23 protein-coding genes and 1 pseudogene are annotated in these 20,264 nt (G+C 60.4%); 12 read left to right on the forward strand and 12 right to left on the reverse strand.

Annotated elements, in window-relative coordinates:
- The first annotated feature begins 24 nt into the window (after window positions 1-24).
- A complete protein-coding gene (locus tag ACR0AO_RS02700) occupies window positions 25-522 on the forward strand; it encodes a MarR family winged helix-turn-helix transcriptional regulator (RefSeq protein WP_480599610.1) in 498 nt (165 codons plus the stop codon).
- On the opposite strand, the gene ACR0AO_RS02705 is transcribed toward ACR0AO_RS02700, so the two are convergent.
- The 3 genes from ACR0AO_RS02705 to ACR0AO_RS02715 are packed head-to-tail and all read right to left on the reverse strand — an operon-like array spanning window position 516 to window position 2,361.
- Window positions 516-1,235, reverse strand: a complete 720-nt coding sequence (locus tag ACR0AO_RS02705) for a DUF1194 domain-containing protein (RefSeq protein ID WP_480599612.1) — start codon at window positions 1,233-1,235, stop codon at window positions 516-518. The genes ACR0AO_RS02700 and ACR0AO_RS02705 overlap by 7 nt on opposite strands.
- The gene (locus ACR0AO_RS02710) at window positions 1,232-1,936 is read right to left on the reverse strand and encodes a DUF1194 domain-containing protein (protein ID WP_480599614.1); all 705 of its coding nucleotides are present in this window, start codon (window positions 1,934-1,936) and stop codon (window positions 1,232-1,234) included. Before ACR0AO_RS02710 ends, ACR0AO_RS02705 begins: the two co-directional genes overlap by 4 nt.
- On the reverse strand, window positions 1,933-2,361 hold the full coding sequence (locus tag ACR0AO_RS02715) for a VOC family protein (RefSeq protein ID WP_480599616.1): 429 nt from the start codon (window positions 2,359-2,361) through the stop codon (window positions 1,933-1,935). The genes ACR0AO_RS02710 and ACR0AO_RS02715 overlap by 4 nt, the downstream gene beginning before the upstream one ends.
- A gap of 195 nt (window positions 2,362-2,556) precedes the next feature.
- Between ACR0AO_RS02715 and ACR0AO_RS02720 the strand changes: the two are divergent.
- The 3 genes and pseudogenes from ACR0AO_RS02720 to ACR0AO_RS02730 all read left to right on the forward strand — a co-directional run.
- Window positions 2,557-2,877 (forward strand): annotated as a pseudogene (locus tag ACR0AO_RS02720) (hypothetical protein); the annotation flags it as partial.
- Window positions 2,878-3,144: 267 nt separating this feature from the next.
- A complete protein-coding gene (locus tag ACR0AO_RS02725) occupies window positions 3,145-3,978 on the forward strand; it encodes a thymidylate synthase (RefSeq protein WP_480599618.1) in 834 nt (277 codons plus the stop codon).
- A 3-nt stretch (window positions 3,979-3,981) separates the two neighbouring features.
- Entirely contained in the window at window positions 3,982-4,461 is a 480-nt protein-coding gene (locus tag ACR0AO_RS02730; protein WP_480599620.1) for a dihydrofolate reductase, read from the forward strand.
- A 264-nt stretch (window positions 4,462-4,725) separates the two neighbouring features.
- On the opposite strand, the gene ACR0AO_RS02735 is transcribed toward ACR0AO_RS02730, so the two are convergent.
- Window positions 4,726-4,932 carry a cold-shock protein gene (locus ACR0AO_RS02735; protein WP_480599622.1) on the reverse strand — a complete coding sequence of 69 codons (207 nt, stop codon included), beginning with the start codon at window positions 4,930-4,932 and terminating at the stop codon, window positions 4,726-4,728.
- Between the two features lie 212 nt (window positions 4,933-5,144).
- Here ACR0AO_RS02735 and ACR0AO_RS02740 point away from each other — a divergent pair, with 212 nt between their 5' ends.
- Window positions 5,145-5,462, forward strand: a complete 318-nt coding sequence (locus tag ACR0AO_RS02740) for an ArsC/Spx/MgsR family protein (protein ID WP_480599624.1) — start codon at window positions 5,145-5,147, stop codon at window positions 5,460-5,462.
- A 41-nt stretch (window positions 5,463-5,503) separates the two neighbouring features.
- The gene (locus tag ACR0AO_RS02745; protein WP_480599626.1) at window positions 5,504-5,872 is read left to right on the forward strand and encodes a hypothetical protein; all 369 of its coding nucleotides are present in this window, start codon (window positions 5,504-5,506) and stop codon (window positions 5,870-5,872) included.
- Window positions 5,873-5,874: 2 nt separating this feature from the next.
- Here ACR0AO_RS02745 and ACR0AO_RS02750 read toward each other — a convergent pair whose 3' ends face one another.
- The 5 genes from ACR0AO_RS02750 to thrS form a co-directional block, all read right to left on the reverse strand.
- On the reverse strand, window positions 5,875-6,396 hold the full coding sequence (locus ACR0AO_RS02750; protein ID WP_480599628.1) for a DoxX family protein: 522 nt from the start codon (window positions 6,394-6,396) through the stop codon (window positions 5,875-5,877).
- On the reverse strand, window positions 6,393-7,154 hold the full coding sequence (locus ACR0AO_RS02755; RefSeq protein ID WP_480599630.1) for an HvfC/BufC family peptide modification chaperone: 762 nt from the start codon (window positions 7,152-7,154) through the stop codon (window positions 6,393-6,395). The genes ACR0AO_RS02750 and ACR0AO_RS02755 overlap by 4 nt, the downstream gene beginning before the upstream one ends.
- Window positions 7,151-8,008, reverse strand: a complete 858-nt coding sequence (gene bufB / locus ACR0AO_RS02760) for an MNIO family bufferin maturase (RefSeq protein ID WP_480599632.1) — start codon at window positions 8,006-8,008, stop codon at window positions 7,151-7,153. The genes ACR0AO_RS02755 and bufB overlap by 4 nt, the downstream gene beginning before the upstream one ends.
- Window positions 8,009-8,080: 72 nt before the next feature.
- On the reverse strand, window positions 8,081-8,383 hold the full coding sequence (locus ACR0AO_RS02765) for a BufA1 family periplasmic bufferin-type metallophore (RefSeq protein ID WP_480599634.1): 303 nt from the start codon (window positions 8,381-8,383) through the stop codon (window positions 8,081-8,083).
- 211 nt (window positions 8,384-8,594) lie between these two features.
- Window positions 8,595-10,553 (reverse strand): threonine--tRNA ligase, encoded by a 1,959-nt coding sequence (gene thrS / locus ACR0AO_RS02770; protein ID WP_480599636.1) that lies wholly within the window; start codon window positions 10,551-10,553, stop codon window positions 8,595-8,597.
- A gap of 215 nt (window positions 10,554-10,768) precedes the next feature.
- Here thrS and ACR0AO_RS02775 point away from each other — a divergent pair, with 215 nt between their 5' ends.
- From ACR0AO_RS02775 to ACR0AO_RS02790, 4 genes are all read left to right on the forward strand, one after another.
- Window positions 10,769-11,518, forward strand: a complete 750-nt coding sequence (locus tag ACR0AO_RS02775; RefSeq protein ID WP_480599638.1) for an alpha/beta hydrolase — start codon at window positions 10,769-10,771, stop codon at window positions 11,516-11,518.
- Entirely contained in the window at window positions 11,518-12,510 is a 993-nt protein-coding gene (locus tag ACR0AO_RS02780; RefSeq protein ID WP_480599640.1) for an alpha/beta hydrolase, read from the forward strand. The genes ACR0AO_RS02775 and ACR0AO_RS02780 overlap by 1 nt, the downstream gene beginning before the upstream one ends.
- Before the next feature lie 52 nt (window positions 12,511-12,562).
- The gene (locus tag ACR0AO_RS02785) at window positions 12,563-13,177 is read left to right on the forward strand and encodes a hypothetical protein (protein WP_480600825.1); all 615 of its coding nucleotides are present in this window, start codon (window positions 12,563-12,565) and stop codon (window positions 13,175-13,177) included.
- A gap of 70 nt (window positions 13,178-13,247) precedes the next feature.
- Window positions 13,248-13,955 carry an alpha/beta fold hydrolase gene (locus ACR0AO_RS02790; protein WP_480599642.1) on the forward strand — a complete coding sequence of 236 codons (708 nt, stop codon included), beginning with the start codon at window positions 13,248-13,250 and terminating at the stop codon, window positions 13,953-13,955.
- Here ACR0AO_RS02790 and ACR0AO_RS02795 read toward each other — a convergent pair.
- Entirely contained in the window at window positions 13,946-14,527 is a 582-nt protein-coding gene (locus ACR0AO_RS02795) for a DUF6151 family protein (RefSeq protein ID WP_480599644.1), read from the reverse strand. The genes ACR0AO_RS02790 and ACR0AO_RS02795 overlap by 10 nt on opposite strands.
- Window positions 14,528-14,530: 3 nt before the next feature.
- Window positions 14,531-15,805, reverse strand: coding sequence for a polyhydroxyalkanoate depolymerase (gene phaZ, locus ACR0AO_RS02800; protein ID WP_480599646.1), 1,275 nt, complete (start codon window positions 15,803-15,805; stop codon window positions 14,531-14,533).
- A 111-nt stretch (window positions 15,806-15,916) separates the two neighbouring features.
- Here phaZ and ACR0AO_RS02805 point away from each other — a divergent pair, with 111 nt between their 5' ends.
- Both ACR0AO_RS02805 and ACR0AO_RS02810 read left to right on the forward strand, forming a co-directional pair.
- A complete protein-coding gene (locus ACR0AO_RS02805; protein WP_480599649.1) occupies window positions 15,917-17,719 on the forward strand; it encodes a PHA/PHB synthase family protein in 1,803 nt (600 codons plus the stop codon).
- Between the two features lie 131 nt (window positions 17,720-17,850).
- Window positions 17,851-18,297, forward strand: coding sequence for a phasin family protein (locus tag ACR0AO_RS02810; RefSeq protein WP_480599651.1), 447 nt, complete (start codon window positions 17,851-17,853; stop codon window positions 18,295-18,297).
- Window positions 18,298-18,397: 100 nt separating this feature from the next.
- On the opposite strand, the gene ACR0AO_RS02815 is transcribed toward ACR0AO_RS02810, so the two are convergent.
- Complete coding sequence (locus ACR0AO_RS02815) at window positions 18,398-20,152, reverse strand: adenylate/guanylate cyclase domain-containing protein (RefSeq protein WP_480599655.1); 1,755 nt, start codon at window positions 20,150-20,152, stop codon at window positions 18,398-18,400.
- Window positions 20,153-20,264: the final 112 nt, after the last annotated feature.

The raw sequence follows: 20,264 nt of genomic DNA on the forward strand, positions 1-20,264 counted from the left end.
CAGCATAGCGAGTCGGAGAACGGGATGAGTATCGAAAGGAAGTTTGCCGCACCGGAAAACAAAAGCTTCATGGGGGCCTATCTGGAAGCGCTGGCGCTGGTCGAGCGGCTTCACCGTCTGTTGCTGGATGTGATCAAGGATGAGTTCGAGCGGGTGGGCGTTTTGGAGATCAATGCCGTGCAGGCGCTGTTGTTGTTCAATATCGGCGATCACGAGGTGACGGCAGGCGAATTGAAAAGCCGCGGCTACTACCAGGGCAGCAATGTCAGCTATAACCTCAAGAAGCTGGTCGAGATGGGGTACATGCACCACCAGCGATGCGAGATCGACCGGCGCTCGGTCCGGGTCCGGCTGACGCAGAAGGGGCGCGATATCCGGGACATCGTATCGGAGCTTTTTGCGAGACATGCCGAGGGGCTGCAATCCCGGGGTGTTCTTGGTGCGGATGGGGTCGAAGGCATCACATCGTCCCTGCGGCGGGTCGAGCGTTACTGGACTGATCAGATCCGGTATATCTATTGACCGCCCGGCAATGCCGCAACGGACGGGCTTTCCAGTTCGCGCATGAGCTTGCGGGCCATGGCGGCCTCGAAATCCTCGAATCCCAGGGCGGATTCGACAAATGCGTCCGGCCCCAGAATGACCCAGGCATTGTAATAGGCGATCAGTTCACCGACCTGCAACAGCCGCTTGTCGTCGATACCGGGGTCGTCGGCGCCGATGACCAGACCGTTGATAGTCAGATTTGCATCGGCAAGGTTGTCTTTCACCTCGCGCGGGTGCGGGCCGATATTGTGCTTGCCGTCGCCGGACAGATCCAATGTGCGTTTCCAGCATGCCTTTTGCCGCGACAGCAGATCCGCGCCGTACAGCATGGCCGAGCCGACGGCCGTGCCGCTGGGGGCCGGGGCGCGTCGGGTCGCAGAGAGGGTGGCGGCGATCCGCGCCAGATCCGAGGCGCTGCGAATATCGCTCCAGTCCAGCAGCAGCCGCTGATGTCCGGTCTCGCTCCATTCAAATATGGCCAGACGCGCTGGGGCTGACGGATGTGACAGCAGCGCCCGGGTCACGTCGGGATGTTGCAGGGCCTGCGCCACGCCATCGAGCTGAAGGCGGTATTCACGGCTGTCGACCGAACCGGAGACATCCAGCCCAAGGGCCAGCGCCTGGCGGCATTGCGCCGTGGCCTGCGCCGCCAGAAGGCACAGAACCGTTGCCGCGGCGCGCAGGATCACTCCGCCCCCCCGGTATCGGCCTGGCTGACGATCAGGCCCGATAATTCGCGTTCAAGCTTGCGCCGCATGGCGCGTTCGAAATCCTCGAACCCGGTGGCGACCTCGAGGAATGCGGACGACCCCCTCAGCACGTTCTCGCGATAAAACGGGATAAGTTCCGTGGCCGCCTCATAGGCGCCGCTCATGATGACCAGCCCGTTGACCACGACATTCTGGAAGGGAAAGTGGCGATAGGCCTCGGCCGGACCGTAGCCGTCATTGTTGATGCCGTCGCCCGACACGTCGATGGTCTGGCGCAGGCATTGCGGCGCTTTCTGCAACATTTCGGCGCCAAAGCTCAGCGCATGCCCCATCGCGGTGGGAAAGATCCCCTCGGCCCGCGTGGTCGACGCGAGACTGGCGGAGACGGCGTAAAGATCTTCGGGTCCGCGGATGATCCGCCAATCCAGCACGACGCGCTGATTGAACCGGCCGTTCCATTCATAGACTGCCAGCGCCACCGGCAACGGAGCAGAGAAAAACGCGTGTTCGACCTCGGGCGCGAGCATGGCTGCGGCGAGGCCGTTACGTTGCAGCGCGTACTCGGCCTCGTTGACCGAGGACGACACGTCGATGGCCAGCACCAGCGCAAGGCGGCAATCCTCGGCCCGGAGGGGGGCCGCCAGCACCGCAAGCCCCAGTATCGCCAGCCAGCGGATCACCAGTGGCCCGTGCTTTCCATGCTGGCCCACGGCTCGGCGGGCGACAGCGCGTGGCCGTTCTGCAGCAGCTCGACCGAGATGTTGTCGGGCGAGCGGACAAAGGCCATACGCCCGTCGCGAGGCGGCCGGTTGATGGTTATCCCGGCGTCTTGCAGCCGTTGGCAGGCGGCATAGATGTCATCGACCCCATAGGCCAGATGTCCGAAATGGCGGCTGTCGCTGGGCAGGGCGTCGTCGCCGTCCCAGTTATAGGTCAGTTCGATCGGGGCGTCTTCCTGTCCGGGCGGGGCCATGAAGACCAGCGTGAAGCGGCTGCTTTCGTTCTCATATCGCCGGGTTTCCTTCAGCCCCAGCAACTCATAGAAAGCCATGGATTTTTCCAGGTCCTTCACGCGCACCATGGTGTGCAGATAGGTCAGCGCCATCGCGGTCATCCTTTGTCAGATAGTCATCGGGACCAAGCTTAGCGCGCCTTGCCGGTTAGTCGAGGGTTCCAAACGGGGAAATTCAAAAAGGCCGGGCGGTGAATTTCTTGGGGGTAATTACATTATGTTGCCTTTCCGACGTGCGCAATGTCGATATATAGTGGCAGACGACTCATTTCACGAAAGGACTCTTCGATGCGGCTGTCCCCTGAGCAACTGTCCGAAATCGAGGCGCAGCGCGCGCAGCCGCTGTCGACACGCCGGGTGGTCACGCGGGGAATGGAAGAACGCCTTTACACCGCGCATTCGGTTCCGCATCACGAATTTGTCCGGGTGACCGACTATATGGACGACAATGCGGCGATCCGTCAGGCGGCGCGCGTGCCGGAGATCCTCAAGGCCGACAGCACCCGGTGCTATGACAATTACCAGGCAATGATCGGTCGGGACGGCCAGCCGGGGCTGGCGCGGATGGATCTGCCGGCCAATGTCTATACGCAATGGTACTGGAATGTCTTGGGTGTCGCTGGCTTTCCAGATTTGGAGAGAGGTTTATTGAGATCAATTAGTTACGAGAAGATGGGGGGCTTTTTTCCCATTATTGAACTGAGAGATCTTCTCAAACGTGGATGGTTGGGCCAGCTAGGTTCTGTTTGATATAACGTGCCGCGCCGACGGCTTTTGCTCCGAGAGTAGGTCCGAGTGAACGTCGATGTGATTGCACTATGATATTAGCTTCGGGCCGATGACGTCCAAGCTGAGGAAAGAAAGACGAGGGCAAAATTGAAGCAGTATCTCGATGCATTGAACACCATTCTAGAATGTGGTGAAGAATCAACTGACCGCACGGGAACGGGTACAATCTCGTTATTCGGCTTGCAGTCACGTTATCGGCTGGCGGACGGTTTTCCTTTGGTAACTACCAAGAAGCTACACTTGCGCTCAATCATTCACGAGCTTCTGTGGTTCTTGGCCGGCGACACCAATATCCAGTATTTGAACGACAATGGTGTTACGATTTGGGACGAATGGGCTGACGAAAACGGTGATCTTGGTCCTGTATATGGCCATCAATGGCGAGCTTTCCCCACACTTCAACCAACTGGGCAGATGAGGGATGGTGAACCCCTGTACGTCGGGAGGGGGGTTGACCAGATCACGCAGCTAATCGAAACGATAAAGGCAACGCCAGATAGTCGCCGCCTTATTGTCTCTGCGTGGAATCCGGGAGATGTTCCGCGCATGGCACTCCCTCCTTGCCATACAATCTGGCAAGTTCGGGTCTTGAACGGTCGCTTGCATCTTCAGCTCTACCAACGGTCAGCCGACATGTTCCTAGGCGTTCCCTTCAACATTGCTTCCTATGCGTTACTTCTCGTGATGCTCGCTCATGTAACCGGCTATGAAGCAGGTGATTTTGTGCACACCATCGGGGATGCCCACATATACTCCAACCATATGGATCAGGTGAAATTGCAGCTTACTCGCACGCCGAAGGCGCTGCCAGCGATCCGGATCAAGCGCGATGTGTCGTCCATCTTTGATTTCCGCTACGAGGACTTTGAAATTGTTGACTATGATCCCGAACCCGCGATCCGCGCGCCAGTGGCGGTCTAGGCGATGATAACATTGATTGTGGCGCGTGCCGAAAACGGAGCAATCGGCCGAAACGGCGAGATCCCATGGAATCTTCCCGAGGACTTGAAGTCATTTCAGCGGGAAACGCTTGGTGGAGCGCTGATCATGGGGCGCAACACTTGGGAAAGCCTTCCACGAAAGCCGCTACCAAAGCGCCTGAATATAGTTGTCTCTTCGCGTTCTGATGCTGCGGAGGTTGTGGTTCCCTCGGTGGCCGCGGCCGTCCAGACAGCTTCCGATATGGGGTACGATCGGATTTATGGCATCGGCGGAGCGCAGATTTACGAAGAGATGATCCCATTGGCGGATAGGTTGATGATTTCCGAAGTCGAAATTCGGATTCAAGATGCCGACACTTTTTTTCCTGGTTTGGATCTGGATTCCTGGTGTTTGATCAATAAAAGGTTGCTGCGGTCAGTCGAGCCAAAGTGCTTCTTAAACGAGTATATGAGGCACAGGTAAGAGTAAGGACCGCGACAATGATTATGACACCGGGATCCGCTCATGGCGCCGTGATATAGCCAGCGTACCGTTGGAAGTGAGATCATTCGGCCAAGTTTGCTATCATATTGCCGGGGTTTATGCCGAGGCGAATGGGCAGCCGCAAACCCTTCCGGGCACAGGGGTTTGGCCTGTCCGGAAGATTGCGGTTTTTTGGGATTGGTCAACGGCCGTCAATTCAGCCGTTGCCCTTGATTTAGCGCGCCGAAATGGCGCGGTGGGCCATTACAGCGCTTTCAAATCAGCAGCCATCTGCCGGCCGTCGCGGCCATCCTGAAGCTCGTACGAGACTTTCTGATTGTCAGCGAGCCCTGTCAGACCAGATCGTTCAACGGCCGAGATATGAACAAACACATCTTTGCCCCCTTCATCGGGCGCAATAAATCCATAGCCTTTGGTAGTATTAAACCACTTCACGGTGCCAGTTGGCATTTCCCGTGTCTCCTTCTACTTTGTCGTTGCCCCGGAATTTGAGGCGAAGTTGGTCCACCCACCCTTATCTGCCCGGTTTGCAGGAACAAACCGGCGAAAAAGGCAGGTTTCACCTTTTGTACCATTGCATGGCATTGTAAAAAATCAAGAACAACGCTCTGGCTCGATCCAGATTGTCTATTTTTTAAGCAGACCCAATAGCAGGGGGAACTATGCGCTTATACGGTCTCAAGACCTGTGATACTTGCCGTAAGGCATTGAAATCACTTTCAGAAGCGGAGTTTGTCGATGTCCGCTCGGATGGTGTACCTGTGGAAATCATGACACAGGCGCTTGCGGCGTTCGGCGATGTTTTGCTTAACACCCGGTCCACGACCTGGCGGGGATTGGACGAGGCCGAGCGTGCAAAACCGCCCGCAGAACTGCTGGCCGAGCATCCGGCGCTGATGAAACGCCCGCTGATCGAAAAGGATGGGGCGTTGTATCTGGGCTGGACGGATAAAACCCGCGCCGCCCTTGGCGTTGCCTGATCGGCTGACTATCTGCGGACTTACGCAACTGGAGAGTTAATATGCGAAACGCCGCCTTGGTGCTGGGTGTCATTGCCGGGCTGACCGGGATGATCGTCGGGTTCTTCGGCTATGGCTACGTCGCGTTGATCGACCATTTCGGCGAGATCGAGGGCGTGGCCGAGCAGGTGCAGAACGCGCCCCTGATCCGGACCGTTTCGATCCTGTCGCCGATGCTGGCCATCGCGGGCGGTGCGATGGCGCGGGCCAGGGCGTTGTGGGGCGGGGTGTTGTTGCTGTTGTCGGCGGCGGGCATGTATCACGCTTTTGGTTTCAATGCCTTCACCATGTTCCCGATCGCATTTGCCGGTCTGGCCGGGGTGCTTGGGCTCGCCGCCGGGAAACCGGACGAGCCCAAGGCGCATTTCTGAAATCAGGGCAGCCGCAGCAGACGGTCGAGCGAGATCGGCCCGGCCCCCTTGATCACCAGTACCAACAGCAGGAAAGTCCACATGGTGCGCTGATCGACCAGGGTCACCGTGTTGTCGAACAGGCTGCCGAGTTTGACGCCGTGGCCGGTCACGTCAACGATGGTCTGCACCCAGATGAAGCCGATCATGCCGATCGCCGACAGGCGGGTCAGCAGACCCAGCACGATCAGCGCTGGTAGGACGAATTCGGCGACCGTGCCGGCGAAGATCACCAGGCGCTGAAAAAAGGTCATCTGAGTGACGTCATACAGAACCGCCTCGGCGGCCTTTGGGAAGATCTGGCCAAAGGCGCCGGCGGACGGCGAAAAGATCGAGCCGTCGATTTTGAGCATTGCGGAGTTCCAGTAATAGAACAGCAGGACTGCCGCAAATACGATCCGCGCCAGTGTCGGCGTCAGAAGGTCCGACGCGCGGTCGAGCTTTCCAGAGACACTGTTGTGAAGGGTAATCAGTGCAGCAGTCATCGTGTGAGCCTTTCGATAGTCAGGGAAGTGAGTGCGTTGCCCTGCAACATCAGGGTCAGTGTGGCGCCCAGATCGCAGTCCACGGCCTTTGACAGGGCGTGTTCATGGGCCTCGCCGATGGTTTGCCCGGCCTGAACCGCCTCGATCCAGTCGCCGCCTCCCGGCGGCAGCAGGTGCGGGGCCGGATCGAATTCGGCGCGCGTGATCAGGATGTCCTGCGCGCCGGGTTCGGGTTTGGGAGCACCGTCTTCGGTGTTGAAGCGCCAGATCGCATGGACCGGCCAGGGCGAGCGAAAAAGGATCATCGAGGGTGCAAATCCCAGCCGTGCGGCAAGCAGATCCTCGGGGTCGACGGCCAGCGCCTCGGGCGCAATCGGCACACTGTCGGCGGCGTGATATGAGCGGCGCAGCGCCAGTTCCAGCCGCGCCACATCCGGCAGATAGCCGAGATGCGACAGTTGCTCCATGCCGGCGAGGAAATCGGGGAATTCTCCGCCGTAATGCATCATCAGCGGCGAGTCGGGCGGGTGCCGGCGCAGAAAGATCCCTGCCAGCCCGTCCATGTTCTGCGGTCCCAGCAGCTTGGCGACCACGGGAAACGCCTGATGCATCGCCTCGGTCAGCGACACCGCCACATTGTTGCGATAGACGCTGAAACGGCGGCCTGCGGGTTGCTTGTGAGCGTCGCTCAGCCCGACAGGAACCGGCTGCTCCGCGTCGAGCAGGGCGTGGCGAAAGGTGGTCTGCGACACCGTCATGCGGGTATCCGTTCGAGCGCGGCCTGCGCCCGCACGGCCTCGGCCCGCAAAACCGGCCAGTCGGGAACGTCGGTGTCCCATTCGATCAGCACGGGTTTGGGGCCCGAGCGGTCCAGCACGTGGTCGAGCAGCGCCCAGACCGGATCGACCACCTCGCGCCCGTGGCTGTCGATCAGCAAAGGCTTGCCGTGATCGTCGTGATCTTCATCGTGGCCGCCGAGGTGAATTTCGCCCACTTTCTCAAGCGGGTAGGCGTCAATGTAACCCTGCGGTGAAAAGTCGAGATTGGTGGCCGAGACAAAGACGTTGTTGACGTCCAGCAGCAGACCGCAGCCGGTGCGGCGGGAAATCTCACGCAGGAAATCGGGCTCGGACCAGGTGCTTTCGTCAAAGGCCAGATAGCTGGAGGGATTTTCCAGCAGCATCTTGCGCCCGACCACCTCCTGCACCTGATCGATGTGGTCGCACACCCGCGCCAGCGTGGCGTCGGTATAGGGCAGCGGCAGCAGATCGTTCAGGAAATGGCTGTCATGGGTTGACCAGGCCAGATGTTCGGAAAAGCTGGCCGGGTTCAGCCAGCCCAGCAGATGTTTCAGGCGGGCCAGGTGATCGGGGTCCAGCGGGCCTTCGCCGCCGATGGACAGGCCGACACCGTGAACCGAGATCGGGAAGCGTTCGGAGAGATGGCGCAATTGCGCCAGTGGGCGGCCGCCGTCGCCCATGTAGTTTTCGGCATGGATTTCCAGCCAGGCCACGGGGTCGGCCGCGTCGAGGATCTGGGCGAAATGCTGCGGCTTGTAGCCCACGCCGGGGCCTGCTGGCAGGCGGTTCGACCTTAGCGCATCATCCAACATCTACCCGTCTCCTGTCTGATAGGAAAAGGGCGGGTATTTGTGCAATACCCGCCCCCTTTATTCCGGTTCGGCTTATGCAGGAAGGTCGCGGTCAAGTGCTTCCAGCGAGCCTTTGCGGGCGCTGCCGTCGGCTTGTGCGGGCAGGTCGATGCCTTCGCAGGTGCCGGCGTCAACCAGAGTCCAGGCGTTGCCCTGATAGTCCACAGTCGAAGTTCCGGCGCAGGTGGTGCCGGGGCCCGCGGCGCAGTCGTTCTGACCGGCCAGCGACACGCCATAGCACTTTTCTTTGGCCTGCGCACTCGCGGTGGTGGCGGCGCCGGAGATTGCGGCGGCGACGGCGCTGGCGATGACAAGGGTTTTTGCGGTGTTCGACATCTCGATAATCCTCTTGATGACCAGGTAAGTTTGTTTGTGACACTGACAAAGGTAGTGGCTTGGGCCGCACAGTTGAATTCACGACCACGTGTCTCACAACCCCGTCAGGGAGTGTCATGCCCTCATAGAGGTTAATTTATTGGTTTTAAATGATAAAGTTTATTTCTGTTTCATTCCGGCCCCGCAATGGGGGCCGGAATGGCAGGGATTGTTACAGCAAATCCGGCGGTGTCGCGGCGCGGGCCAGCTCTTTTGTTACATCCGTGAGCGGCTGAACGCTGGTCTGTTTTTCGCCAAGACGGCGGACCGAGACGGTGCGCTCTTCGACTTCGCGGTGACCGACGGCCAAAATCACCGGCACCTTGCCCACCGAATGTTCGCGGACCTTGTAGTTGATCTTTTCGTTGCGGGTATCCGCCTCGGCGCGCACGCCCGCTTTTTGCAGCCCGGCCACGACCTCGTGCACGTAGTCATCCGCCTCGGAGGTAATCGAGGCGACGACGACCTGGCGCGGGGCCAGCCAGAAGGGCAGCTTGCCGGCGTGCTCTTCGATCAGGATGCCGATGAAACGCTCGAACGATCCCAGCGTCGCGCGGTGCAGCATGACGGGGCGGTGCTTGCCGCCGTCGGCGCCAATATATGTAGCGTCCAGCCGTTCGGGCAGCACGAAATCCACCTGGAAGGTACCGCACTGCCAGTCGCGACCGATGGCGTCGGTCAGCACGAATTCCAGTTTCGGACCATAGAACGCACCTTCGCCCGGGTTCAGTTCCGGTTCGATCCCGGCGGCGCGGGTCGCGGACAGAAGCGCGGCTTCGGCCTTGTCCCAGACCTCGTCCGATCCGGCGCGGGTTTCCGGGCGGTCAGAGAATTTCACCGAGAAGTTCTCGAAGCCCAGATCCTTGTAGATCACGCTGAGGAAACGGATGAACTCGGCAGTTTCCGCCTCGATCTGCTCTTCGGTCGAGAAGATATGCGCATCGTCCTGTGTAAAGCCGCGCACCCGCATGATGCCATGCAGCGCGCCCGAAGGTTCATAGCGGTTGCACGAGCCGAATTCCGCCATGCGCAGCGGCAGGTCGCGATAGGATTTCAGGCCCTGTTTGAAGATTTCGACATGGCAGGGGCAGTTCATCGGCTTGAGCGCGTTGACGGCCTTTTCGCGGGCATGCTCCTCGTCCACTTCGACGATGAACATGTTTTCCTGATACTTGTCCCAGTGGCCCGAACGCTCCCACAGCTTGCGGTCGACGACCTGCGGCGTGTTCACCTCGACATAGCCGCCGCGGCGCTGCTGGCGGCGCATGTAATCCTGCAGCTGGGTGTAGATGGTCCAGCCGTTGGGGTGCCAAAAGATCTGGCCCGGCGCCTCTTCCTGCATGTGGAACAGGTCCATCTCGCGGCCCAGCTTGCGGTGGTCGCGCTTGGCGGCCTCTTCCAGCATGTGCAGGTGTGCCTTGAGCTTTTCTTTGCCGGTGAAAGCGACTCCGTAGATACGTTGCAGCATGGCGCGGCTGCTGTCGCCGCGCCAATAGGCGCCCGCGATGGACATCAGCTTGAACGCGTCGCCCGGCAGCTGGCCGGTATGCTGCAGGTGCGGGCCGCGGCACAGGTCCTGCCAGTGGCCGTGCCAGTACATGCGCAGCGGCTCGTCGCCCGGAATGGCCTCGATCAGTTCGACCTTGTAGGGCTCGTTATTGGCCTTGTAGAACTCAACCGCGCGCTCACGATCCCAGACCTCGGTTGTGACCGGATCACGCTTGTTGATGATTTCCTTCATCTTTTTTTCGATCAGGCCGAGATCTTCGGGGGTGAAGGGTTCGGCGCGGTCGAAATCATAATACCAGCCGTTTTCGATCACCGGGCCGATGGTGACCTTGGTGGCGGGCCAGATCTCCTGCACCGCGCGCGCCATCACATGCGCCAGGTCGTGGCGGATCAGTTCGTTGGCCTGCGCCTCGTCCTTCATGGTGTGGATGGCGATGTCGGCATCGGCCTCGATGGGCCATTGCAGGTCCCAGTGCCGGCCGTTTACCGTGGCCGAGATGGCCTTTTTCGCCAGCGAGGTCGAAATATCGGCCGCCACCTGAGCGGGCGTTACGCCTGCGTCATAGGATCGTGCATTGCCATCGGGAAAGGTAAGGGAGACGGATTGTGTATCCAGGGCCATATTGGCACTCCTCGTCGGTTTGGCGCCCACTGAACGCCCGGTTGCGGGTTATGATGCCGGGCTCATGTGGCAGGTGGTTGCGCTTGTGTCAAGGGCAGGAGCGAGGGGCCAGCCCCTCGCGCACCCTGGGGATATTTTGGGCCAGATGAAGAGGGATCCTGGAATTGCACTTGAGGGCGGGGCGTGCATGATGCTGCAAAAGGAAAGAGGGTTTCATGGCAGCGACGGATTTTCTGGAAACACCGCAGGGACGGCGGTTGGCCTATCACAAGAGCGAAGGTGCTGGTCCGACCGTTGTTTTTCTGGGCGGCCTCAAGTCGGATATGGAGGGTACCAAGGCCGTTCATCTTGAGGCCTGGGCGCAGGCGCGCGGGCAGGGGTTTCTGCGGTTCGACTATTCCGGACATGGCGAAAGCTCGGGGCAGTTCACCGATGGCTGCATCGGCGACTGGCACGAGGATACGGTGGTGGCGGTTTCGTCGCTGACCGAGGGGCCGCTGATCGTGGTCGGCTCGTCCATGGGGGGCTGGCAGGCGCTGTTGCTGGCGCGGACCGTGCCGGAGCGGATCGCGGGATTGGTCACGATCGCGGCGGCGCCGGATTTCACCGAGGACGGGTGGTGGGCGTCGTTTTCCGAGGCACAGCGGGCGGCGATTGCAGAAACCGGACGGGTGGAGCTGCCGTCGGATTACATGGAACCTTATGTGGTGACCCGGCGGATGATCGAGGATGGGCGTGACCGGCTGGTGTTGCGTGAAACGCTGAACCTGCCGTTTCCGGTACGGTGCCTGCAGGGCACGGCAGATACGGCGGTGACGGTGGATACGGCGATCCGGCTTTTGGAACACGCGACCTGTGACGACATGCGTCTGCTGCTGGTCAAGGATGCCGATCACCGGTTTTCGGACGGGCCGTGCCTGGGCCTGATTGAAGCGGCGGTTCTGGACGTGATGGGAGCCATGTGATGCGGGTGTTCGGCAAAGTTCTCGGACGTTTCCTGCTGGCGCTGCTGGCGGCGGCGGGGCTGCTGTGGTGGTTCGGACCCTATGAGGAGGTCGAACTGGCCCCGCGCTTTGATCCGCGGCGGTTCGGTGAGGGGGTGCAGGTTTATTTCGAAAGCGTCGAGGCGCGGTTTGATGACATCACGCCTGGAGTCGAAAAGCGGGTGATCTGGCAACCGGGCGCGGAGGAGCAGCGCACGCCTTATTCGGTTCTGTATATTCACGGATTTTCGGCCACGTCCGAGGAAATCCGCCCGGTGCCCGACCGGGTGGCCGAGGCATTGGGGGCCAATCTTGTCTTTACCCGGCTGCAGGGCCATGGCCGCGGCAGTGCCGCAATGGCCGAGGCAACCGCGTCGGGTTGGATGCGGGACACCGCCGAGGCGCTGGCGGCCGCGCGGGCAGTGGGCGAGCAGGTGGTGGTGATCTCGACCTCGACCGGGGGTGCGCTGGCGGCGGCCGCGGCGGTGGATGCGGAACTGGGCGAAGGCGTTGCCGCGATGGTCTTTGTCTCGCCGAATTTCGGGGTGAACGAACGCGCCGCCTGGGCGCCGACGCTGCCCGGCGCGCGCATCTGGCTGCCGCTGGTGATGGGCGGCGAGCGGGGTGAGCCTGATCCCGACCCCGAGATCAACACCTATTGGACCACGCGCTATTCCTGGGAGGCGGTGGTGCCGATGTCGGCGCTGGTCAAGGCCGTGGTGGCGCTGGATTTCTCGGGCGTGTCGATCCCCGCGCTGTTCTGGTATTCGCCCGACGATCAGGTGGTGCGGCCCGACAGGACCCATGAGATTGCCGGTCGCTGGGGCGGGGCGGCGACCGAGCATCTGGTGACGGTGGGGGAAGAAGACGACCCCTCGTCGCATGTGATTGCCGGAGATCTGGTGTCGCCCGGCCAGACAGAGGCAGCGGTTAGCGGCATCCTCGACTGGCTGGCGCAGCAGGGGATCGAATGATGAAGCCGAGCGCAAACCGGTGCCGGGTGCCGTGATGCGCAGACCCGGCAGCATGTGGAGTCTCGAAACCTTGGGCCGCGTGCGCCTGTCGCGGCATTTCTTCATGCGGGATTTTCTGTATTCTGAAATCGGAAATTTTCATGAGCGGCAGAACATTCCCGACAATCCCGATCTGGCCATCGAGACGGGCCGGGCCTTTTGCGAAGCCCTGATGGACCCTCTGGAGGAGACCTTTGGCCGGGTTGCGGTTCGGTCGGGCTATCGGTCGCCCGCGCTGAACCGGTTCGGCAATGAGAACAGGCTCAACTGTGCGCGCAACGATCATCCGCTGGAATGCCATATCTGGGATCGCGGCAGCGGCGATGAGCGCATCGCCGGGGCGTCGGTTGTGATCCCGTGGTTTGCCGACCGCTATGCGCAGGGGCGCGACTGGCGCGACTTGGCGTGGTGGATGCATGATCATCTGGACTATTCCGAGATTTGGTTCTTTCCCAAGCTTTGCGCCTTCAATCTGGTCTGGCGGCCCAGCCCGCTGCGCCGGATCGACAGCTATATCGTGCCGCGCGGGCGGCTGCTGGCGCCGGAGGCGGAGCCGGCGGAACCAATAGAGGCGCGGCGCGCGCGCTATGCGGATTTTCCGGCGTTTCGCGGCATTCGATATCCGTAACGTTCCGCTTGCCCGGTAGCGGGCGAGGTCTCATTGTGCGATTTGTGGGGTGCTGGTGAGGAGGCCGGAAATGATCGAGCCCTTGGTTCTGTTGCCGGGAATGATGTGCGACGCGCGGCTGTTTCAGGATCAGCTGCGGTATTTTTCGCGCGGACGGGCGGTCATGGTTGCGCCGATCACGCAGGGAGAGCGGGTTGAGGAAATCGCCTCGGGCCTGCTGGATCAGCTGCCGCAACGGTTTGCGCTGACGGGGCTGAGCATGGGCGGCATCGTGGCGATGGAGATCATGCGCCGGGCCCCCGACCGGGTGGCGCGCCTGTGCCTGATGGATACCGATGCGCTGGCCGATACGCCGCAGATCGCGGCGGCGCGCGAGCCGCTGATGGTGCGCGCCAAGGCGGGATTGCTGGAGGATGCGCTGCGCGAGGCGATCCGGCCCGATTTTCTGGCCCCGGGCCCGCAGCGGATGGAAGTGCTGGACCGGTTCCTCCGCATGGCGATGGATCTGGGGCCGGAGGTTTTCGTGCGCCAGATGCGGGTCTTGCAGCGGCGCCCCGATCAGCAGGGCACGCTGTGCAAGATCAGGGTGCCGACGCTGATCCTGTGCGGCGCGCATGACGGGCTGACGCCGGTTAAACGGCACAGGGTGATGGCGGAGCTGGTTCCCAACGCCGAACTGACGATCATAGACGACGCGGGCCATCTGCCGGCGATGGAGACACCGGATGCGGTGACGCGGGCCATGGAGGGATGGCTGAACCGACCGGATCAGGGATAGAGGGCGGCGCGCTCTGCCTTGCTCAGCACAGTGGGTTCGGCCACCGGCTGTCCGGTCGCGATGTTGAAAAACGGTGTCTTGCGCCACCGGCCTGAAAGTCTGGAGGCGATCACGCGGGTCAGCAACCCGATGGCCGCATAACGGAGCTTTTCATGCGACTGTTTGCCATTTGGTTGCGAAACGAACCCGCGTGTAGTGACCGGACCCAGCCGACCCGGATCTGCAAGGCGATGAACGATAAATCCGGCAAAGGGAAATTTCGGCGTCCGTGACGTGGTGGCAAGCGGCGCGTTGCAGCATCCGGCGTACCAGCGCAGCATGCCGCGGGGGCTGAGCTGCATCAGAGCCAGGTGCTCGGCACCAGCTGTGATCTCTATATCTTCGGGAGTGGTCTGCAGAATCTCGACCGGCCCCGGCGCAGGGTCCGGCTGACCGAAATAGAGCTGCGCCGCACGGCAATCATGGCAAAAACAAACCACATGCGTGCCATGGCGAACGCCCCGAGCAGTAATGTGTCCCGTCAGGCCGCCGCAGTCGCAGGAAAAGGCGAGGGTGCGGTCGGCCGGGGCCATCGGTCAGGCGGCCGTGTTCTTGTTCGCGGCCTTTCGGGGGGAGGGGCTCCGCAGATTTTCTTTCATGAATTCAATAACCAGCGGACGGATATTGTCGCGCCAGCTGCGCCCCGCGAAAATGCCATAGTGTCCCGCGCCGGGTTCCACATGGCTGGCTTTCTTGCTGGCGGGGATGCCGGTGCTCAAATCCAGCGCGGCAATACACTGACCGGGAGCCGAGATGTCGTCATTGGCGCCCTCGACGGTCATGATCGCGACATCGGTGATTTTGCTCAGGTCCACACGGTGACCGCCGACAACGAATTCGTTGCGCGCGATCTCGCGGTTTTTGAACACCCGTTCGACCGTGGACAGGTAGAATTCGGCGGGCATGTCCATGACGGCGAGATATTCGTCATAGAACCGGTTGTGCGCGTCGTGATCCGACGCCTCTTCGCGCACCACCCGGTGGATCTGATCCGAAAACGCCTTGGAGTGGCGCTCGGCGTTCATCGACATGAACGAGGCAAGCTGCAGCAGCCCGGGATAGACCATGCGGCCGACGCCCTTGTATTTAAAGCCGACGCGCTGGATCATCGTTTCTTCCAGTTGCCCCATGGTCACGCGGCGGCCGAAATCGGTCACTTCGGTCGGGGTCGCGTCCGGGTCAACCGGGCCGCCGATCAGGGTCAGGGTGCTGGGCTGCGCCTTGGGTTCTAGCTCGGCCAGGTAAGCCGTTGCGGCGAGTGTCAGAGGCGCAGGCTGACAGACCGCGATCACATGGGTGTCGGGGCCAAGTTCGCGCATAAAATCAACGAGGTACAGCGTGTAATCCTCGATATCGAACTTGCCCGCCGAAACCGGGATGTCGCGGGCGTTGTGCCAGTCAGTGATATAGACTTCGCAATTGACCAGCAGACTTTTGACCGTCGAGCGCAGGAGCGTGGCATAGTGCCCCGACATGGGCGCAACCAGCAGAACCTTGTGGGGCTGTTCCTTGCGCCCATTGACACGGAAATGGAGCAGATCGCCAAAGGGGTGTTCGACGACCGGGGTGATTTCGACCAGATGGTCCTTGCCGTCCTCGCAGGTGAATGTCCGGATGCCCCAGTCGGGCTTGACAACCATGCGCTGAAACGTGCGCTCGGTTACCTCGCCCCAGGCTGCCATCCAGTTGAAAGCGGGGTTTGGAAACATGCTGAAAAATGGATAGGAAGCCATGGAATTTGCCGTCGCACCAAGCCACTGGTTGGTGTTTCGGACCGTTTCCATCAGGTCGTAGGTCATCATGTAACGCATGGAATGGGCCTCCTGAGTCCCATTGTGAGAGTTCGGACCATTCGTCGCTTTGCTCCCCGCAGTTTACGACGTTATTCTGCATAGCAGCGAGGTTAGGGGGAATTCCTTAAAATGACAACTACAGACGACAAGACGCCTGAATTGAGCGGCGAACATATTGAACAGCTTAAAGAAAACATGACCAAGGTCGAAGAGCTGTCCAAGCGCCTTGTCGAAATCATGGCCGAGAAAAAACCGCATACCCCTGCGCTGGATGGCCCGAATCAAGAGCTTTTTGCAAAAGCAGCAACGGCCTATTGGGCCGAAGCTTGGCAAAATCCCGCCAAGTTGCTGGAACAACAGATCGAATACTGGGGCAAATCGGTAATGAACTTCGCCGCGGCGCAGCAGGCAATGGCGACGGGGGGCGATGCGCCGGAGGAAGACGGCCCCAGGGACCGGCGATTTTCCAACCCCCTGTGGGAAACCAACCCCTATTTCCGACTGATCCGCCAGCAGTACCAGACCAATGCCGAGGCGCTTGCGCAGGCGGTCGCATCCGTCGATGACATCGACGACAAGGACCGCCGCCGTCTGAACTATTTCTCGCAGCAGATCATCGACATGATGGCGCCGACGAATTTCCTGGCGACCAATCCCGATGCACTGGAAAAGGCGGTCGAGACCGAGGGGCAGTCACTGATCAGGGGGCTGGAGAATCTGGTTGCGGACCTTGAGGCCAACAAGGGCGAATTCGTCGTGCGGCTGGCGGACGAAAGCGCGTTCGAGATCGGCGGCAATATCGCCACCACGCCGGGCGATGTGGTCTATCGCAACCGTATGATGGAACTGATCCAGTACAAGCCGGTCACCGATACGGTTCACGAAACCCCCATCGTGCTGTTCCCGCCCTGGATCAACAAATTCTATATCCTTGACCTCAAGGCACAGAACAGCCTGATCAAGTGGATCACCGAACAGGGCTATACGCTGTTTGTGGTCAGCTGGGTGAACCCCGACGAAAGTTTTGCAGATGTCGGGATGGAAGATTACATCCAGGACGGGTTCCTGACCGCGATCGACGAGGTCAAGAAGATCTGCAAGGTCGAGCAGGTCAACGCGGTGGGCTATTGCATTGCAGGCACCACGCTGAGCCTGACCCTGTCGCTGATGAAACAGCGGGGCGACACGTCGGTGAAATCGGCCACCTTCTTTACCGCGCTCACCGATTTCGCGGATCAGGGAGAGTTCACACCCTTCCTGCAAAACGACTTCATCGACGGGATCGAGGAACAGGTGGACAAGGACGGCGTTCTGCGATCCTGGATCATGGCGCGTACCTTTTCCTATCTGCGTTCAAACGACCTGATCTATACCCCGGCGATCCGCAGCTACATGATGGGGGAAACCCCGCCGGCGTTCGATCTGCTCTATTGGAACGGCGACGGGGCCAACCTGCCGGGCAAGATGGCGATGCAATATCTGCGTGGGCTGTGTCAGAAGAACGAGTTCGTCACGGACGGGTTCGAACTGATGGGGCACAAACTGCATGTACAGGATGTGGATGTGCCGCTGATGGCGATCACCTGCGAGACCGACCACATCGCCGCATGGAAGGATTGCTATCGTGGCGTGCAGAAGATGGGGTCGCGCTCGAAGACATTCGTGGTTTCGGAGTCGGGGCATATCGCCGGCATTGTCAACCCGCCGACCAAGAAGAAATACGGCCATTACACCAACCCCGACATGAAGGCTGGCGCTGATGACTGGATGCAGGGGGCCAAGTTTCACGAAGGATCCTGGTGGCCGATGTGGGAGGCCTGGCTGAAAAAGCGGTCGGGCAAGCAGGTTCCGGCGCGTGATACCGGCGATTCGGATCACCCGCGTCTGGCTGCCGCACCGGGGACCTATGTCGTTGCAAAGGCAAGCGGTTGATTTCATTTTGAAACTTAATTTTTTCTGCATTGCAGCAAGAAAAAGCTTGAAATGCTGCAATGCAGAAAGCATATTCCTCTCAAGCTGATGAACACCGGGGTGGGCCCGGACAGCAAAAGAGGATTAGGACAATGGCAAAGACCCAAGACTTTACCGCGATCATGAAAGACATGATGGGCGCATTCCCGGTTGACACCAAAGCGATGGAAGATGCGTTCAAATCGACCGCAAGCCTGAACGAAAAGCTGTCGGGCGTTGCTCTGGAAGCAGCCGAGAAATCGGCCGAGATCTCGAACAAGTGGACCAAGGAAACCCTGGCCAAGCTGACCGAGATGTCGAAAGCCAAGGCAGAGCCGGCCGACTATGCAAAGGCAGCAACCGATTTCGCAAGCGCCTCGGCCGAAGTCGCAGCCGAAAACATGGCCGCCTTCGCTGAAATCGCCAAGAAGGTTCAGACCGAAACCGTCGAGCTGCTGATGGCTGCTGGCAAGGACATCACCGAAGATGCCACCGCCGCCGTCAAGAAGGCCACCAACGAGGTGACCGCTGCTGCCAAGAAAGCTTCGGCAGCCAAGTAAGTACGATCGCGAAATTGCACCCTCTCCTCCCTATTCGGTGCAGTCGCGAAAGGCGGGTCGATTGACCCGCCTTTTTTTTGTTTTCCGTGGGGTTCAGGCGTCACTCGGGCAGGCCCGCAAGCTTGAGAGCCTCGCAATATCTCGCCTTGTCTGCCGGATCGACATACTGAAATGTCTGAGCGATTCCGGAAATCGTGAAACCGGGTTCCAACGACAAGACCGCCCTGCGCTCGAAATCGGCTTTGTTCCATTCACCCATCCTGGCATAGCACGCGGCCAGATGGCGGTGCGGCGTCACGAAACCGGGATAAAGTTCGACGGCGCGGGTCAATTTGGGAATGGCTTCTTCAAACTCGTCCGACATGAAATGGGCAAGGCCCGCAAACCACAGGAAATAGGTCGGGTGAAACGGGTTGCAGCGCGTCGCGCGGTCCAACTCGGCCAGCGCCTCTTGCGGTTTGCCCCGATACACAAGATGCAGCCCCTTATAGGCCATCGCGGCAGCGTCGTTCGGGTTGAGCCGCAGCGCCCGGTCAAGATGAGATTCCGCCTGTTCCGGTTCGCCGCGGAAAACGTGAAGCACGCCCAGCCTGCGTTGAATTTCGCTGCTTTGATCGTCGAGGATGGCGGCGCGGCGCAACAGGTCGAGGGCTTTGTCGAGCGTGTCATGCCGTGACGTGGACCAGGTGCTGGTCCATTCCATCGAGTATGTACCGGCGAGACCGGCCAGCGCCAATGCTGATCGCGGATCCTGCGCCACCGCCCTTTCATACAGCTTTCGGCATTTTTCCAGCGCCTCGGGTGTGTCCAGAATAACTGCCCGTGCCCGCTGGATCAGGTCCGGGGTTGATCCGGACTTTTCCGTATCTGCGCCTTGCAACACGCGATTTCGAAGGGTCTTGTCGATCCGGCTCGCGAGAATTTGAACGGCGCTGCTGACAAGGTCGTCCTGAGCTTTGAACAGATCGTCCCCCTGCTGGTCGAACCGGTCCGACCACAGGCATTCTCCGGTAGTCGCATCCACAAGGCTGACATCCAGCCGGAGGCGGTCACCGGATTTGCGAAGATTTCCTTCAATGGCCAGGGCGGCGTTCAGGTCCTGCGCGATTTGCCGGACCGAGGCATTCTGATCGCGATATTGGAAAGAGGAACCAGGCGATATCACCCGCAGATCGCGAAATCGGGCCAGCCCGGTGGTGATGTCCTTGGTGATGCTTTCGGCAAGGGAATGCCCCTCGGGGTCCGCCCCCACAAAGGCAAGGGGCACCACCACGACCAAATCGCTGGATGGCTCATGGGACGGAGAGGCGTTGATTGTGTTGCCGCCGCCGCCGGCGACGCGAAACACATGCAGCGGCTCGGGCATGTTCTTGGCCTGGTGTTGACCGAGATTTTCGAACTCCACGTCCAGTTTGCCGCGAACCTGGCTGTGGGTGTCCGCAGAGATCCAGATTTCGCCGGGCCGGGCCAGTGTTTCGATCCGTGCGGCGATGTTTACGCCATCCCCCATCAGGTCATGCGGGGTGGCCAGAATGTCGCCGACATGGACGCCCATTCTCAGGGTCAGACCGCTAAAGGCAGGGTCTTTGGTCTGAGTTTCGTCAATTGTGCCGCTGATCTCAATCGCCGCCCGCACCGCCTCCAGCGCGCTTGCGAATTCTAACAGAAAACCGTCACCCATCGTTTTCACGATCCGTCCCGAGTGGCGGCGGGCGACAGGGTCGATGACATGTCTGGTCAGCCTGCGGATGATGGCGACGGTTCCTTCCTCGTCGACCTTCACCAACCTGGAATATCCTACGACATCCGCGACCAGAATTGCCGCCAGCCTGCGTATGGGATTGCCTTCAGCCATCGCCCGTTCACCCGACTCGGTTTTAGAGGGCGATTTTATCATGCAATCGCCGCGACTTCCTCTTTCGGTCGCCCTTTCTTTTTCTTCTGCGGTCGCATAGGCTATGCTGCAT

The organism is Ruegeria sp. AF8 (genome assembly GCF_056541825.1).